The organism is Nitrospirota bacterium, assembly GCA_015233895.1.
In the GTDB taxonomy this organism is placed as follows: domain Bacteria; phylum Nitrospirota; class Thermodesulfovibrionia; order Thermodesulfovibrionales; family Magnetobacteriaceae; genus Magnetomonas.
Genome location: JADFXG010000006.1, coordinates 90,166 through 106,904, shown reverse-complemented (window position 1 = coordinate 106,904; position 16,739 = coordinate 90,166). Strand labels below are relative to the sequence as shown.

Here is a 16,739-nt window from a genome sequence, read left to right as displayed (position 1 = left end):
AGCCCACACTTTTGGTATATACTGTAACATGAGGAAGTTTTTTTTGGCAACTTAACAGAAAGGTGGAGTGTTTAACCAAAATGAGAATGATAACAGGATATTAAAGGGGGGTCAATTAAATGAAATCTAAATTAGTATCTTTTTTATGCTGTCTATGTATCTTTTATGCAGAAGTAACATATAGTGGTTCAGTAAGCCCATGGCCTATGTTTCATCACGATGCACAGCATACAGGGCAGAGTGCTTATAACGGACCGCAAACAAATACTTTGAAATGGAGTTACAGAAGTACCAGCGGTTCTAATACAAGCATGTCGCCCAACACTCCAAGCATAAGCAATGATGGACAAACAATATATGCTAATTTTGCTAATAATCAATTACTTGCACTGAGTACAGAAACAGGGCAGCTGATATGGAGCGCTACTCTAAGTGGTGACGGAGCAACTGCAGTTGCCACTGATGGCACTGTATATGCCGTTGGGGGAACAACTCTTTACGCTTTTACATCTGCCGGTAGTTCAAAGTGGACTTTTTCCGAGGCAACAGAAAATATTTATGGGGAACCTTGCATAGGAGGCGATGGCACCTTGTACATCGGTTCGCGGGATACATATGTCTATGCTGTGAATCCCGACGGTACCCTTAAGTGGAAATATAAGACCTCTGGCTCCATAGCTCCACTTGCCTCCCCTACATTAAGCCCCGACGGACTTAGTGTGTATGTGGGAGCCGGAGACCCACACGATCAAACTGATGGGACTCTTTATGCGTTGAACTCCGCAAGCGGCACTCTCAAATGGAGTAAAAACATAGATCCTGTCAGAGCCAGTGGCGCTGTGGTTGGACAAGACGGGACTATCTATGTTTGCGGCAATAAGCGGGTTCATGCGTTTCAACCAGATGGGACACAGTTGTGGCAATCGGCTGATGGTACTGCAGAGTATTTAACACCAGCCCTTTCCTCATCGGGCATTATTTATACGGGTACAGGGGTAGATGGTAAGATTTATGCACTAAGTGCCAGCACTGGCAGTACCTTGTGGTCGTACCAGACAGGGACGAATATTGATCCTACAGGTCCGCAATATGGGGTTCTGACAGCTCCTGTTATCGGCGCTGACTCAACTGTTTATATGGGGTCGGTGGATGGAAAAATGTATGCCCTTAAATCAGACGGAACTCTTCGTTGGATCTATTCAACGTCAGCAAGCATTGTGGAAAACTGTCCGGCAATAGGAGCTGACGGCACACTGTATTTCAGCTCGGACGATACATATCTTTATGCGGTGAAAGACTCATCGTCAAACAGTACTTCAACGACAACTACTGCCTCCACAACAACCACAACTGTAAACTCAGGTACAATAGTTTCAAACAGCAGAGCAACAGTCACATATTCGCTGCCATATCTCCACACTAATACAAACAATGTAACCTACTGTGAGATATCTAATGTTTCGACAGATAATGTTACAGCACTGTATTTTGCGATGGGAGCAAACTCTGACGGAACTCCAACCGGCGCATTAAAGGAATTCCCCACAACTATGCTCTATGCTAAAATGTCAAAATTGATGACATTTAACGGTGAGTACATATACTTTGGGAATGATACCGTAGGGCTGTCATCAGAGCTTGGGAGCGCTACTTCTTACGGTGGAATGCTTACATTTTACTCATCAGGGACGGGATTAAATTGTAAGACTGTGGTTGTAAGCTGTTTTCAGGGAACCACAAGCCCCAGACGTAATTTAGCCGGACTTCTTTGCGAGGATAACAGCACAATAGGTCCTGGCGGAAATAAATTAATACTTGGATTTTAGTAAAGTAACATATGCTTATGGAAACCAAAGAGAGCTTCATATATGTACATATTCCTTTTTGTCTCAGAAAATGCCGGTACTGCGATTTTTATTCGATTCCTCAAAACGTAGAATCAGAACGGTTATATATTAATGCGCTGATACGGGAAATACATATGCGCCGTGGTGAAATAACACAGATCCGCACACTCTATTTTGGCGGAGGCACGCCGACAGTTTTATCAAACGAATCATTCTCAGCCGTTATACGTACGTTTTATGATAATTTCGAAATACATCCCGATGCTGAAATCACAGTTGAGGCAAATCCGGTAACTATTCAAGGCGATTATGACAATCTACTTTTGCTGAGACAACTCGGAGTAAACAGGATAAGCCTTGGAGTTCAATCATTCTGTGATGATGTATTAAAATCATTGGGCAGACTTCATAGCGCAGCTGATGCACGGGAGGCAATCCGCAGGGTTAGCGCAATTTATCCGAATTTTTCGCTGGATTTAATGTATGCAATTCCGGGGCAAAGTATGGCTGTATGGCAGGATACGGTAAAAGAAGCACTAAGCTATAATCCCGCCCACATATCGGCTTATGAGCTGACTCCGGAGGAGCACACGCCGCTATGGGAGGATATCAAAGCCGGAAAGATACAGATTACAGATGAAGACACTACAATAGAGATGTATGAGTTTTTAATTAAAACGCTTAAAAAAGCGGGATACAGCCATTATGAAATATCCAACTATGCGCTCAGAGACAGGCAGTGTCAGCATAATTTAAACTACTGGAGACGTGGGTTTTATACCGGATTTGGAGCCGCTGCACATTCGCACATTGCAGCAGATGGCGTAATTAAAAGATATTCAAATGCTGCAAACATAAACTCTTACACTGAGGCTATTAGTAACGGAACACTGCCAATTGTAGATGAGCTTATAGTGACAGAAAGTGAGGCGGAAAGAGAGAGAATTTTTTTGGGACTGCGAACCACTTACGGAGTACATTTTGAAAACATTCCCAAAGTTGCGGTAGAATTATTAAACGCCGGACTCATTGAAATCAACGGTAATATAATAACGCTGACAGAGAAAGGGTTTTTAGTGAGTAATTTTTGTATCGGACAGTTGACTGAATATTAATTAACCTTAAAACGACAGGTTAACGAGAAAAGTTGTTTACCATTTCTTGAAAACAAAAAACACTGCGGCCAGTATGAAGAAAAACCCCACTATGTAATTCCACCTCAGGTCTTCTTTCAGGTAGAAAATGGAAAAAACGCAAAAAACCACCAGAGTTATCACCTCTTGAATGGTCTTAAGTTGTGCGCCAGTGTACTGTCCATATCCAATCCGGTTAGCTGGCACCTGAAAACAATACTCAACAAAAGCAATAAACCAACTTATTAAGATAACTTTAAAAAGCGGGCTTCCTCTGTACTTAAGATGACCATACCATGCAAAAGTCATAAATACGTTCGATACTGTCAGAAGTATTATTGTTTTCAATCAGTAAGTCTCACTTCAGATAAATATTGTGAAATCATTATTCTTAATATTATAAATGATTATAAAAAAAAATACTCTATCGTTTGAACAATCTGTAATATAGCTTTTTTGTTATAATATAAACAATATCAGAATAGAGGAGTTTGTATGAACGATGCGGATATTCAGTACATATCAGACAAAACAGGAAAAGTAAGTGGGGTCATAGTTCCTATAGATTTATGGCGTGAGATTGAATCTGAAAAGGAGACAGCCTATCTTCTAAAGAGCAATACCATGCGGGAAAGGCTTAAAAAGTCAAGGGAACGCATTGAGAGTATTCCTGTAGAGGTTGTTTTTGAGAAGCTTGGTGTTTGACCCTCATGCGCTTGAGGACTTAGAGTGGTGGGTAAAAGAAGACAAGAAAAAAGTTTTAAAAATTATTAATCTTATTAAATATTTTCTTTCACGCTAAAAAAGTTTATAAATGGGCGGAAAACCCTGAAAACGAAAATGAACAGTCCCATGAGAAATTTCCGTTAACTTCTATAGGGCCAATAAAAAAAATAAGGATAAAGAAATTTGATAACACAACACTTGATAATATTATAATAAGCAAGATAATCCACCGCAATCTTGAAGTACCAGAAGTAAAATTCCTTCTTAAAGAAGTTAGTGACACTATTATTGTCCGTTATCTTTCCTATAACAAGACAAAAGAGGATGCCGAACGTGATTATTCCCAGGGGATTGATTTAAAGGGACGAGACTTAAGATTTGGTGATTTCGCAAAAACAGTGTTTTTGAATGCTGATTTCAGAGAAGCAAAATTAGAGAGAGCAAATTTTTACAGTGCTAACTTACAAGGGGCTTATTTAAAAGGAGCTTCGGTAAAATGTGCAGATTTGACATATACTGTTCTTAAAGGCATATATTATGACAACATTAGTTTTTTAGACATAGAAAACAATTTAGATTATGATAATCTGACAAAAATAGAACGTACTTCATCTTTTGAATCTGTTAAAAACAATATTAAACTCGCAAAATAAAGATGTGCAAAATTTAAATAAAAAGATAAAAACGAACTTGTCGCATTACTACAAAAGAACGACAATTTGACCGAGTTTATACATGTGAGAAGCAAAATGGCGTGTGAAAGTCCTCAAATGTCAAAAGCTGTGTTGAAAGGTATGGAGTGGGTTAGAAGCAATGATAATAGAACCGTAGCTAATGAAATAATAAAAAATATGGGAAAGAAGTGTCCCGATGTTTTACAGAAGGTTGGTAAGGAACGCAGGAGTTAGAGTACTATTCCAGGTTATCGGTGATTTTTGATGTGTCATTTTAATTCCGAACTGTTATACTAAATCATGATTAGAGCTGAGTGGATTTTGAGATGATTAAAGGGTTAGACAAAACTGAAGGGATGGTATGTAGTGAAGGGATTCCCTCACCGCTTGCAAATGCTGTAAGGACGATAGTTCAGGTGGCAAGACCTGACAAGATAATCCTTTTTGGTTCTTACACCGCAGGCACAAATAATGCTGGTAGTGATTATGATCTTCTTGTTTTGAAGAAAAATCTAAAGAACCAGAGAAAGTTAGTGCAAAATATATATCTGCATTTTAGAAATATCGGAGCTCCTGTTGATGTTTTAGCATTAGACCTTGACAGATTTGCTGAGCTTAAAGATGACCCATATCTGATTTACTATGAGGCAGATAAAAATGGGAAGGTTATCTATGAAAAATATCATGAAAGCAAGGGAATGGCTTAAAAGAGAATGACAGAAAAAACATCCACTTCTTTGTCATTCTCAGGGATCAGTGACCCGATGTAGAGCAGTAATCCAGTTCTTTTAATATATCCTTAGCTGAAAGAAACAGTTTAGTGGAGTTAACTTTAAAGCGTTTAAATCTTTTAATCTGCTCATATGTTGTGCGGGCAGAGCTCGTATTAAGACTTTTTAAGCGGCGGAACGCCGGTTAAAAAATTCTTTACCAACAAAGACAATGAAACAACATTAAAATAAAACCTCTTAATCGTTAACTGAAAACCGAGGGGTCACGGGGAAATCATTTCCCCGTGCGGATAGGGTTTAAGGGAAAGGCAGTGCCTTTCCCTTACTTAATTTACCTTTTTGAATCTACTTATTTTTGACAAGACGTGCCATGATATCTTAATATCTACAGCAGGGGTTAATTTTGAAAAACCACTTAAATAGGAGCATGAAGATATGTCAGATAAGATATTGATAACAACAGGCGATTTGGTACTAACGGCAGAGCTTAATGACACCGAGACGGCAAAAAAATTAAAATCCTTGCTGCCGCTTCAATTTTCTATGAGCCGGTGGGGGGACGAGTACTACGGGGATTGCGGCATCAGGGTGGAGCAGGAATCGGGCGCAAAGGTCGTCATGGAAATTGGAGAGCTTGCTGTGTGGCCTGTGGGCAGCGCACTGTGCATATTCTTTGGCCCCACTCCTGTTAGTGTTGGCGATGAACCCAGAGCGGCGTCATCGGTTAATCCGGTTGGAAAGCTTATTGATGACCCAGTACCGCTTAAAAAACTTAAAGATGTTATTAAAGTAACAGTCTCTAATTTAAACTAATTTTGAAGTTTTTAAAGAAATTCTATGATTGGGTTCTGCACTGGGCTTACACCTCATACGCAGTGCCTGCGCTGTTTATCCTGTCTTTTGCCGAATCCGCGTTTTTACCGATTATGCCGGAGGTTATCCTTTTTCCACTGTGCCTTTCCCGCCACAAAAAAGCATTTTACTATGCTTTTGTCTGCTCAATATCGTCTGTGCTTGGAGGGCTCTTTGGTTATCTTATTGGGCTTGAGTTTTGGAGTATCGGACAGAAAATTGTTTTCCATTACATGACACATGAGAAGTTTGAATCAGTGCGCCTTACGTATCACAACCATGAGGCCTGGGTGATTTTTATGGCGGCTCTGACCCCTGTCCCTTACAAAATTTTTACCATAGCTGCCGGATTTTTCAGAGGCGACATCCTTGTTTTTACAATAGCGTCCATTTTAGGCAGAAGCGCAAAGTTTTTTATTCTTGTTGCACCATTTTATTATTTTGGCCCCGGGATTAAATCCAGAATTGAGAAGTCTTTTCATATCATAGGGGTTTCAGTTATAATAGCCGCACTAATCGTAATTTTAATAATAAAGTTGGTGAAAAGATGAAAAAACAAAAAGTATCCGTAATAGGTGCCGGTAATGTTGGGGCAACATCGGCTCAGTTGCTTGCTATGGGAGGGCTTTGTGATGTAGTGCTCTTTGATATTGTTGACGGAATGCCGCAAGGGAAAGCCCTTGATATTGCTGAGGCCTGTCCGCTTTGGAATTCCTCAGCCACTATTATTGGCACAAATGATTATGCGGCAATTAGAGGCTCTGACGTCATAGTTGTAACAGCCGGAATGGCCAGAAAACCAGGCATGTCCAGAGATGATCTGCTTAAAATTAATGCCGGAATCATAAGCGGCGCTGCCGCAGAGATTTTAAAACATGCGCCGGACTCTGTCGTTATCGTGGTAACAAACCCGATGGACGTGATGGCGCACCTTGTGCTTAAGACAACCGGTTTTAACTCTAATCGGGTAATGGGCATGGGAGGGGTTTTAGATGCAGCGAGGTTTTGCTCGTTTGTTGCTGCAGAACTTAAAGTATCGCCTGAGGTTATAAGCTCTATGCTAATGGGTGGCCATGGGGATCAGATGGTGCCGCTTCCCAGATTTAGCACAGTAAGGGGAATACCGGTTACGGAATTATTATCTAAAGAAAAAATTGACGCAATTGTAGAACGAACCCGAAATGGCGGGGCTGAAATCGTGGCGCTGCTTAAGACCGGAAGCGCCTACTATGCGCCTGCCGCATCAATTTATGAAATGGTTAAATCAATTCTACTGGATGAAAGAAAGGTGCTTCCTGTTTCATGCTGTCTTGAGGGACAATACGGGGTAGATCACGTGTATGCCGGAGTTCCTGCAGTGCTGGGTAAAAACGGAGTAGAAGCAATTATCGAAATTAACCTTAACGAGGATGAAAAGAACGCTTTTATGAAATCTGTCAATGCAGTTAAAAATCTTGTAAAATCAATAACTTAGATACCATAAATTAAATATAAATATAAAGGAGATTACAGATGCAAAGAACGCTTTCAATTGTTAAACCGGACGGGGTTAAGAAAAACTTGATAGGAGAGGTAATCGGACGGTTTGAAAAACAGGGATTTAAAATAGTTGCGCTTAAAATGAAACACTTGTCAATAAGAGAAGCCGAGGGGTTTTATATAGTGCATAATGCAAGACCGTTTTACGGTGAGCTGACCACATTTATGTCCGAGGGGCCGGTTGTGGTTATGGTGATTGAGGGAAACGGAGTGATAGATAAGGTGCGTGAGTTGATGGGGGCTACTAACCCTAAAGATGCAGCAGCCGGCACTATAAGGGCTGATTTTGCTGATAATGTTGAAAGAAACATCGTTCACGGCTCTGATTCGGAGGAGTCCGCATCTTTTGAAATCCCTTATTTCTTTTCAGCACTTGAAATAGCTGGTTGATAAACAGAACAATGAAGCTTTTCGTTATTGCTGTTGCTTTTATTTTGGCCACATCAGTAATAGCCCATGCCGAAACGGAGGGTGTTCAGTCATCTTCTACCGCCTCCGATCAGAAGTCAGTAGCTCTTACGGTTTATAATGTAAATATTGGGCTGGTTAAAGAGGAGCGTGTTTTAAAGTTACCCACGGGTAGGGTGCTTTTAAGTTATATGGATGTGGCAGCCGATATAATCCCTCAAAGCGTAAGCATCCATGCACTGGCCGGAGAGAAAGTCCTCAGCGTTCTTGAACAGAACTATGAGTATGACCTTCTTACTCCTCAAAAGCTGCTTGATAAGTATGTTGGCAAAGAGGTTAAGCTCTACCAGAAAAATTACTACAATGACAAAGAGGAGGTAGTAAAGGCTACCGTGCTTTCAAACAATAATGGTGCGGCGGTGTTTAAAATTGGGGATGAGATAACTTATAATCATCCAGGGCGGATAATTTTCCCAAAACTGCCTGAAAACCTTATTGCTAAACCCACACTTCAGTGGCTTTTGAACAATGAAGGCACTTCTGAGCAAAAAGTTGATGTTACTTATCTGACAAACGGAATAAACTGGCGTGCCGACTATGTTCTTTTGTTAAACCAAAAAGATACGCGAGCTGACTTAACCGGCTGGGTTACAATTGAAAACAAAAGCGGGGCTAACTATGCTGGCGCAAAGTTGAAACTCGTTGCCGGTGATGTTAACCGTGTTATAGAAAATGCCTACAGAGACGCCGCAGCTTATAAGTCTATGCCTGTTGCTGCGGCACCTGCCCAACAATCATTCAAAGAGGAGGGGTTTTTTGAATACCATATCTACACTCTTAACAGGCCATCAACTATAAAAAACAACCAGATCAAGCAGATACGGCTTTTGAAGGAGGACAATCTGGTTGTGCATAAGGATTTTGTTTTTCGTGGACAGCCGTATTATTTCAGAAGTGTTTACCGTGACAATATTCCCAAAGAGAAAGTCGGTGTATATGTTGAAATTGATAACCGTAAGGACAATAACCTTGGAATTCCCATTCCTAAGGGCACAGTAAGGGTGTATAAGGCCGATAGCGAGGGTGCGTTACAGTTTATCGGAGAGGACACAGTTGATCATACACCAAAGGACGAAAAAATCAGAATCAAGATGGGAGATGCCTTTGACATAACAGGGCAGCATAAACAGACTGACTGGAAAAAGCTGGAGTGGGACACCTATGAGGCATCGTTTGAAATCGTCTTGAAAAATCATAAAAAAGAAGACGTAAGAGTTCGGGTGTTGGAACCGGTTCCCGGAGAGTGGAAAGTCCTCAACAATTCCCACGCTTACAAAAAAGCTGAAAGCAACCTTCTGGAGTTTGCCATTGACGTACCTAAAGACGGCGAGGTTAAGTTAAATTATACGGTTTCTATGAAGTTTTAAGGTTTATTATAATACTACGTTGAATATATTTTGTGTTCCGGCACGTTTGTTAAATAAGTAATCAGTCCACAAACGCACCGGAACTATTTACCTTACCTTGACAGCAATTTCTTACCAGCCTTAGTACTACGCCCTTTTGCTGATGTGTTAGTCTCACCGGTCTTAAAGAAACCTATTGCCTCTTGAAGTTCTATCGCTTGTGCATTTAATTCCTCAGCAGTTGATGCCAGCTCTTCTGCTGCCGAGGCGTTTCGCTGTATTACCTCATCAAGCTGCCCAATGGCTTTATTTATCTGCTCAGCACCGGTACTTTGCTCTTGACTTGCTGCAGTTATCTCTTGTACAAGCTCAGAAGTTTTTTGAATATCGGGTACCAAACTATTCAGCATACCCCCTGCCTTCTCGGCTATTGTTACGGTCGTTGCCGATATGTGGGTTATTTCGCCGGCTGATTTCTGCGAGCGTTCCGCAAGTTTTCTTACCTCTGAGGCTACTACGGCAAAACCCTTACCTTGCTCGCCGGCACGCGCTGCCTCTATGGCGGCGTTGAGGGCTAATAAATTAGTTTGTCTGGCAATTTCCTCTATAATTGATACCTTACCGGCAATGTCTTTCATGGCCCCAACCGCCTCCGTCACAGATGTCCCACTCTCTGTAGCATCCCGTGCGGATTTCATAGCCAGTTTTTCCGTCTGCACGGCATTGTCCGAACTCTGTCTGATACTGCTGGTCATCTGTTCCACTGAAGCCGAGGTCTCCTGCACGGAGGCCGCCTGCTGCGTTGAGCCATCTGCTATTTGCTGTGCATTGTCACTTAGCTCCCCGCTGCATGAAGATACGTAATCGGCAGCCGTTCTTATCTTTACTACCAGCTCACTTAAATTGGTTACCATCTGGTTAAATCCTTGTGACAGTAACCCTATCTCATCTTTTGTGTTGTAGTCAAAATGCACATTTAAATCTCCGTTTGACATCGCAAGAAGTTCCTTTGACAGTTCAACCAAAGGCTTATGAGTTTTCTTAAAGGTATAAATGAAAATTACCGTTATAATCAGCAAACCCAACAGGCCTGCCGTGATAAAAATATATTTGAGCCGTTTGATACTTTCTACTGATTTAGCCATAGATACACTAAGACTGACTACAGCGAGCACATCTCCCTCTTTGACATTGTGGCAGGTTAGACAATCACGCCCCATAAAGTTCTTACTTGCAATATACGGGTACAATCCCCGCACGGTATTGCCTTCTATAATTGTGCGTTCTTTGCCGCTTTTGAGAACCTCAGCTTCAACGTTATCTGCTGAATACTGATCCGGCTCTCCCTTACCGTAGTCTTTGTCGAGTGCTTCACTTCTCAGTATTTTTATTTTTACACTGCCTTGCATCTGCTCAATAAACGGCTTCTTACCGTCTTTGATACTACCGGTTATCATCATAGTTGTAAGGGCATTTAAAACAGTATCCTTGTATCCTTTAATTGCTCCGTTTTTTATCTCATCCAGAACAATATCCCTTGACATTATAATAGTTAACATGACAATAGTTATTAATACAGCGGCTGCAGCTAAAAGAATCGGTACTAATGTTCTGGTTACCATAGACAGACTTTTCATTACTTTCCTCCATTAAAGTATTACAAAAGTTACCAATAAAACTAACAATATCTTTTGTCACAGTAAAACATATAATTAAGTAAAAAATCAAGTTTTTATTTACCTGAATGATGTATAATGTCGCAAGTCAGCAGTTTCACTTAATCAAAAAATTAACAGCAAGGAGGTTTCAATGGGTAAGAGGAGACGTTTTGGTTCCAGGCTTTTTGTTTTATTGTTAACACTGACACTCGCTCTGGGTTTTGTAGTTGTGTCAGAGGCCTTTATCAAGGGCGACAAAGTAGAGGTGCTGTGGAAAGGCACCTGGTACACTGCAACAGTGCTTAAAGCAAAGGGAGAGCTCACGTATATTCACTATGACGGCTACAGCAAGTCATGGGATGAGTGGGTTGGGCTTGACAGGATAAGAAGCAACGGAGGAGCTGAAACTACAACTCCGGCCTCTTCAAACGTAACCAGTAGCTTTATGAGGGGTGATAAGGTTGAGGTATTTTCGAATGGGACGTGGTACGCTGCCACAGTGCTTAAAGCACAGGGAGATCAAACATATATCCACTATGACGGCTACGACAAGTCAACGGATGAGTGGGTCGCGCTTGACAGAATAAGAAGCTATGGACAAGCACCGGTTGCTGAGCCTACAACTACCACAACCACTACTGCATCCGGCGTAAACATCAATATTCCAGACATCAATATTCCAAATCCTTTTAAGTAACTGCAAGTTCTTATTTTGTTATTGTAACAAAAAGGGCCTTGCTTTGTGAGCAGGGCTCTTTTTTAACTTTATAATATTAGAGTCTTTGTTGTATAATTTATATGTGTCTCAAAATGTTGAATACGGAGGGTCCGTTACCATAGGTGGTCATGAGGGCGCAATGATGAGTTTTTCATGAGACAATTTTGAATTATGGAGAGTCCGTCTTTAACAAACATTCAGAGCTTCATTTCGGCTCATACCGGCCTGCACGTTGATGAGAAAGACTTAAATGCCACAATACACTCAAGGCTGAGGCACGTGTCTTTACAGTCGTCGGACGATTACTGTGCATTTCTTGCAACAGACTCCCCGGAAAGCAGGCACGAGTGGAGAGTCCTTTATCAGAAAATTACCACGGGTGAGAGTTTTTTCTTTCGGGATAAGGGGCAGTTTTCATTGCTTAGAAACACTATTTTGAAAGAACTTATAGAGTATAACAAGGAAAAACGTACCCTCCGGCTATGGAGCGCCGGTTGCTCAACCGGAGAGGAGCCATACTCCCTTGCCATTGTAATTAACGAGCTTATACCTGATATTCACATGTGGGATATAACAGTTATCGGCACCGACATTAATGAAAGTGCCTTAGATAAAGCGGCAAAAGGCATCTTTAGCGATTGGTCTTTCCGCATGGTGCCTAAAGATGTAATTGCCACTTATTTTATAAGGCGAAAAGGCCATTACGAAATAGAGCCGCGTATTCGCCGTATGGTTACCTTTAAACAGGGTAACCTGATTAAAGACAACTACCCCGATATTATTTCCGGCATTTATGACATGGATTTAATCATATGCCGGAATGTGTTTATTTATTTTCAACCTGAAAATATAACGATTGCGCTTAATAAGTTGACAAAGAGCCTCAGAGACGGCGGTTATCTGCTAACCGGCCACGCCGAGCTTCAAGCTGTGCCACACCATGACCTTATGCCGATTGCCTACCCTGATTCAACTATTTTCAGGCGCAGTGACAAAGTACACAAAAGACACACTGAGCCTCTGGTTAGTTTTTTACCTCCTCAAATCATACCGGTTCAGCATATACCGGTTAAAAAATCAGAAAAGCACCACTCTCATAAGACACCTTCTACTTACGCCACGCCGCAAAAGAGCGCAATTAAAAGGGCGGCTGCCGTTCGTCCCTCTCCCTCAGTGCTTGTTGACGAGGCTAAGGCTCTGTTAAAAGACGGTAAGTACCCACAGGTTATAGAGAAAATGAGATTTTTTCTAATTGACAACCCTAAACAATCTGACGCATACGCACTCCTGGCCGAAGCTTACGCTAATACCGGAGATCTTACAAACGCAGCCGCTGTCTGTAAAGAGGCTATTGCCATAAATCCGCTTGATATACGCCCGTATTATCTGCTTGCTCATATTGCCGCTGAGTACGGCAACCTTGAGGAGGGAAAGGATATGCTTAAGCGGGTTATCTATCTTAACTCCGGCTGTATTGCGGCGTATCTTGAGCTAAGCGCTATTTACGAGCACACAGGAGACACAGCAAAGGCGCTAAAATTGAAAGACAACGCACTCAGTATTCTTGACAGTTTACCGCCTGATACTGAAATTGAGTTCTATAGCGGCCTGACTGTAAAAGAGCTGCTCGTGCAGTTGAATAATTCTTACGTAGCACCGAAAGCCAAAAGCGGGATTAAGGAATAATATGACAGAAGAGGCATTTTTAATACCCTATATTGCCTTCCGCTGCGGCAGGTTTGTCTATGCAGTTGATACGCTGCATGTGCGGGAAATCATTCATCTGCCTGAGTTTAAACCCGTAGATGAGGCTCCTGAGTACGTGGCCGGGCTTATCAACGTCCGGGGAAACGTTATCCCTCTGATAGATATTGACAAACGCTTTGGACGCAAAGGGCATAAGTTCGCTTTGACAGATAAGGTTATTGTATTTAGCCACAACAGACGTCGAATTGGCGTCATAGTAGATGAAATTATGGACATTTATGACGTATCCTCAGATTCAATAGAAAAGGCGCCGCTTTACTCTGATGATATAATGCATCGGAGCGGTTTTATAGAGCACGTGGCAAAAATTAATGAAAATATACTGATGATCTTAAGCCACCACAAACTCTTTGACTCTCGTGTGATGGCTGTAATCAGCAACTACCAGGGGCGGGAGGTTTTGGCAGAGGAATTATTTCCATCTGAAGGGCAATCGCCGGGCACCCCTACAGAGACTGCCGCCATTTTTCATAAAAGAGCAGTGGCATTAGCTCATAAAAATAACCAACAAAAAGACAGCAGCTCACTTATGCCTGTTGCAGTGGTAGAACTTGAAGATGAGTTGTTTGGCATTGAGCTTACCGTTGTAAGAGAGTTCGTAACTGTTAATGACTATCGGCAGGTGCCCTGCTGTCCTTCTCATGTGATTGGAAACATTAACCTAAGGGGTGAGATAGTAACTCTGATAGATATTCGCGACACCCTTGGGATGACCAAAAGCAGCGGTAGGGCTATGGACTCTGCTGTTATAGTAGTAATTGATAACTTTACACTTGGCATTTGTATAGAATCGCTTCGTGATGTTTTATATGTGCCGGTGTCGGAGCAAAAAGAGCTCCCTATAGCAATTAAACACGCCAATGAAAGTTTTTTTAAGTGTACCGCCCTCTTTGATAATAAGGCTATTGTGGTGTTAAACCTGCAAAACGTTCTATACAGAGGGTCATTAATTGTCAATGATATTTTGTAACCAATATAGGAGGAATTTTGATGAATGTAAAAATGCCACTTAAGATGAAGCTGTTTGCTCTGTTTATATTAATAGGAATGATACCGTTTACCACAGTTGGAATTTATTCATACTCAAAGACAAGGGATAGATTTGTTCAAAAGACCCTTGATAAACTTGTTGGGATGAGAGAGCTTAAAAAATCTCAGGTTGAGCAGTATTTTAGCAGGATAATTGCTCAGGCTTCTACACTTAGCGAAAGCAGAATGACTGTGGATGCTATGAAAGAGTTCTCAAGTGCATTTTCTCTTGTTGACAAAGAATCCGGAGCCAGATACGATTCCAACCAAAAACACAACGACGACCAGCTTATGGTACAATATCAGGCACTAAAAGACAGCATCCCTGATTTACCCGATAATATCATAACATCATGGTGGCCGCAGAAAAAAACAGTTAAGGCTCTTCAGAACGATTATATATCAGGGAACCCTTACCCCATTGGCGGCAAGGACAAACTGGACTTTGCAGCGGGCGATAACACATATAATGCAGTACATAAGAAATACCACAAAATATTTCGCAACTATGCAAAGAAGTTTGGTTATTACGACATATTTTTAATAGATACTGAAGGCTACATTGTATATACTGAAGAGAAAGAGCTGGATTTTGCAACTAATATAGTAAACGGCCCGTATAGTGATTCAAACCTTGCTAAAGCATTTGATGCCGCTATAAAATCCAAAGAAAAGGGTTTTACTAAAATCGTGGATTATGACCACTATATACCATCAAAAAACGCCGCAGCCGGTTTTATAGCCGCTCCCATATTTGATGGCGATAAAAAAATAGGCGTCCTCGCATTCCAAATGCCTATAGGCCGGGTAAATGATATAATGACTAACAACAAGGACTGGAAAGGTGTTGGCCTTGGTAACACAGGGGAGTGCTATTTAGTTGGAGATGACTTTCATATGAAGACAGATTCAAGAGCCTTAATAGAGTCGAGGGACACTTTTATCAATACGCTTCAGAAACTTGGAGTTGATAGAAAGGTGACAGATGATATAAAAAGGTACAACTCCACAATTGAAACTCTTCAGGTAAAAATTCCTGATGTTAAAGAATCATTAAACGGTATCACAGACAGCCATAAGGGGGCGCTCAGCTACTTGAATGTACCGGTACTTATAGCACATGCTCCGGTAAACGCTGGGGGGTTGAAATGGGTAATTATTTTAGAGGAGGCTGAGAGTCAGGCGCTGGTAACATCACATGAGCTGAAAAAATTCATGTGGATTTTAGGAATAATCACGGCTATATGCGTTTTAGCTGCCAGCTACTTTATAAGCCGGGCCTTAAGTGTTCCGCTTAACAAAGGGATAACCTCTATCTCATCCTCCACAACTGAAATCTCAAGCACTGTGGAGCAACACGAAAGAACTGCAGCCCAGCAAGCCTCAGCTGTTAATGAAACCACTACCACGATGGATGAGCTATCGGCCTCGTTTAAACAATCTTCAGAGCAGGCACGGACCGCCTCCGATGGGGCAGGACAGGTGCTGGTTATGGTAAATGACGGCTCTCTCAACATAAATGAAATGCTCTACGGCATGACTATGCTAAAGGAAAGGGTTGAAGCTACTGCGTCAAAAATTCTTCAGCTTAGCGAAAAAACCACCCGTATTGAGAGTATTGCTGCTGTAGTGTCAGACTTTGCCAACGAAACCAAGATGCTGGCTATGAACGCTGCAGTTGAGGCGGTAAGAGCTGGTGAGCACGGAAAAGGATTTTCAGTTGTTGCTATGGAGATACGAAAACTTGCCGAACAGAGTAAAAAATCGGCAGAGGAAATAACCGAGGTTGTTGCTGAGATCCAAAAAGCCACAAATTCCACTGTCATGGTAACTGAGGAAAGCACAAAAACTGTGGATAAAGAAATGGAACTTGCCGAAAACACTGCAGAAACGTTTAACAAACTTACTACAGTTATAAGAAGCTCAGCCGAGAACATTCAGCAAATATTTCTGAACATTCAACAGCAATCCGCTGCTATTTCACAGGTGGTGGATGCAATGAGCTCAATAAACAGAGGGGTCAAGGAAACCTCAGCAGGAATCACTCAGACAAAGCTGGGCATCAAAAACCTTAACGAGGTGGCAAAAGAGCTTAAGGAGATGGTCTGAGAAATGAGTATTCTTAAACTGAGGAATTTTTGAAAATGGGGGAGTTAGTGCGTATTTATAAAAGAGGAGATTGCGACGCTGCGCTCGCAATGACGGCTGGGGTTTGTTGCCGATGACAGCACCGATTTGTTGTCCAGTGATG

18 protein-coding genes are annotated in these 16,739 nt (G+C 41.6%); 16 read left to right on the top strand and 2 right to left on the bottom strand.

Features of this window, described 5'->3' with window-relative positions:
• The first annotated feature begins 119 nt into the window (after positions 1 to 119).
• A complete protein-coding gene (locus HQK88_06640; protein MBF0616478.1) occupies positions 120 to 1,826 on the top strand; it encodes a PQQ-like beta-propeller repeat protein in 1,707 nt (568 codons plus the stop codon).
• A gap of 17 nt (positions 1,827 to 1,843) precedes the next feature.
• Positions 1,844 to 2,962 (top strand): radical SAM family heme chaperone HemW, encoded by a 1,119-nt coding sequence (hemW, locus tag HQK88_06635; GenBank protein MBF0616477.1) that lies wholly within the window; start codon positions 1,844 to 1,846, stop codon positions 2,960 to 2,962.
• A gap of 36 nt (positions 2,963 to 2,998) precedes the next feature.
• On the opposite strand, the gene HQK88_06630 is transcribed toward hemW, so the two are convergent.
• On the bottom strand, positions 2,999 to 3,328 hold the full coding sequence (locus HQK88_06630) for a DMT family protein (protein MBF0616476.1): 330 nt from the start codon (positions 3,326 to 3,328) through the stop codon (positions 2,999 to 3,001).
• Positions 3,329 to 3,475: 147 nt separating this feature from the next.
• Between HQK88_06630 and HQK88_06625 the strand changes: the two genes are divergently transcribed.
• From HQK88_06625 to HQK88_06580, 10 genes are all read left to right on the top strand, one after another.
• Complete coding sequence (locus tag HQK88_06625) at positions 3,476 to 3,685, top strand: prevent-host-death protein (GenBank protein ID MBF0616475.1); 210 nt, start codon at positions 3,476 to 3,478, stop codon at positions 3,683 to 3,685.
• A complete protein-coding gene (locus HQK88_06620) occupies positions 3,666 to 3,782 on the top strand; it encodes a type II toxin-antitoxin system YoeB family toxin (protein ID MBF0616474.1) in 117 nt (38 codons plus the stop codon). The genes HQK88_06625 and HQK88_06620 overlap by 20 nt, the downstream gene beginning before the upstream one ends.
• Before the next feature lie 328 nt (positions 3,783 to 4,110).
• The gene (locus tag HQK88_06615; protein MBF0616473.1) at positions 4,111 to 4,359 is read left to right on the top strand and encodes a pentapeptide repeat-containing protein; all 249 of its coding nucleotides are present in this window, start codon (positions 4,111 to 4,113) and stop codon (positions 4,357 to 4,359) included.
• A 96-nt stretch (positions 4,360 to 4,455) separates the two neighbouring features.
• Positions 4,456 to 4,614 carry a hypothetical protein gene (locus HQK88_06610; protein ID MBF0616472.1) on the top strand — a complete coding sequence of 53 codons (159 nt, stop codon included), beginning with the start codon at positions 4,456 to 4,458 and terminating at the stop codon, positions 4,612 to 4,614.
• Positions 4,615 to 4,706: 92 nt separating this feature from the next.
• Positions 4,707 to 5,087: a nucleotidyltransferase domain-containing protein gene (locus HQK88_06605; GenBank protein ID MBF0616471.1), complete on the top strand. Its 381-nt coding sequence runs from the start codon at positions 4,707 to 4,709 to the stop codon at positions 5,085 to 5,087.
• Between the two features lie 459 nt (positions 5,088 to 5,546).
• Positions 5,547 to 5,924 carry a hypothetical protein gene (locus tag HQK88_06600; protein MBF0616470.1) on the top strand — a complete coding sequence of 126 codons (378 nt, stop codon included), beginning with the start codon at positions 5,547 to 5,549 and terminating at the stop codon, positions 5,922 to 5,924.
• 2 nt (positions 5,925 to 5,926) lie between these two features.
• Complete coding sequence (locus tag HQK88_06595) at positions 5,927 to 6,514, top strand: DedA family protein (GenBank protein ID MBF0616469.1); 588 nt, start codon at positions 5,927 to 5,929, stop codon at positions 6,512 to 6,514.
• On the top strand, positions 6,511 to 7,437 hold the full coding sequence (gene mdh, locus HQK88_06590) for a malate dehydrogenase (GenBank protein MBF0616468.1): 927 nt from the start codon (positions 6,511 to 6,513) through the stop codon (positions 7,435 to 7,437). Before HQK88_06595 ends, mdh begins: the two co-directional genes overlap by 4 nt.
• A 38-nt stretch (positions 7,438 to 7,475) precedes the next feature.
• Positions 7,476 to 7,892, top strand: coding sequence for a nucleoside-diphosphate kinase (gene ndk / locus HQK88_06585; protein MBF0616467.1), 417 nt, complete (start codon positions 7,476 to 7,478; stop codon positions 7,890 to 7,892).
• An 11-nt stretch (positions 7,893 to 7,903) separates the two neighbouring features.
• Entirely contained in the window at positions 7,904 to 9,337 is a 1,434-nt protein-coding gene (locus HQK88_06580) for a DUF4139 domain-containing protein (protein ID MBF0616466.1), read from the top strand.
• A 92-nt stretch (positions 9,338 to 9,429) separates the two neighbouring features.
• On the opposite strand, the gene HQK88_06575 is transcribed toward HQK88_06580, so the two are convergent.
• On the bottom strand, positions 9,430 to 10,953 hold the full coding sequence (locus HQK88_06575; protein MBF0616465.1) for a methyl-accepting chemotaxis protein: 1,524 nt from the start codon (positions 10,951 to 10,953) through the stop codon (positions 9,430 to 9,432).
• 172 nt (positions 10,954 to 11,125) lie between these two features.
• Here HQK88_06575 and HQK88_06570 point away from each other — a divergent pair, with 172 nt between their 5' ends.
• The 4 genes from HQK88_06570 to HQK88_06555 all read left to right on the top strand — a co-directional run bounded on the left by HQK88_06570 (position 11,126) and on the right by HQK88_06555 (position 16,597).
• On the top strand, positions 11,126 to 11,671 hold the full coding sequence (locus HQK88_06570; GenBank protein MBF0616464.1) for a hypothetical protein: 546 nt from the start codon (positions 11,126 to 11,128) through the stop codon (positions 11,669 to 11,671).
• Positions 11,672 to 11,863: 192 nt separating this feature from the next.
• Complete coding sequence (locus HQK88_06565; protein MBF0616463.1) at positions 11,864 to 13,378, top strand: tetratricopeptide repeat protein; 1,515 nt, start codon at positions 11,864 to 11,866, stop codon at positions 13,376 to 13,378.
• A gap of 1 nt (position 13,379) precedes the next feature.
• The gene (locus HQK88_06560; protein MBF0616462.1) at positions 13,380 to 14,429 is read left to right on the top strand and encodes a chemotaxis protein CheW; all 1,050 of its coding nucleotides are present in this window, start codon (positions 13,380 to 13,382) and stop codon (positions 14,427 to 14,429) included.
• A 20-nt stretch (positions 14,430 to 14,449) separates the two neighbouring features.
• Positions 14,450 to 16,597, top strand: coding sequence for a methyl-accepting chemotaxis protein (locus HQK88_06555; GenBank protein MBF0616461.1), 2,148 nt, complete (start codon positions 14,450 to 14,452; stop codon positions 16,595 to 16,597).
• Positions 16,598 to 16,739: the final 142 nt, after the last annotated feature.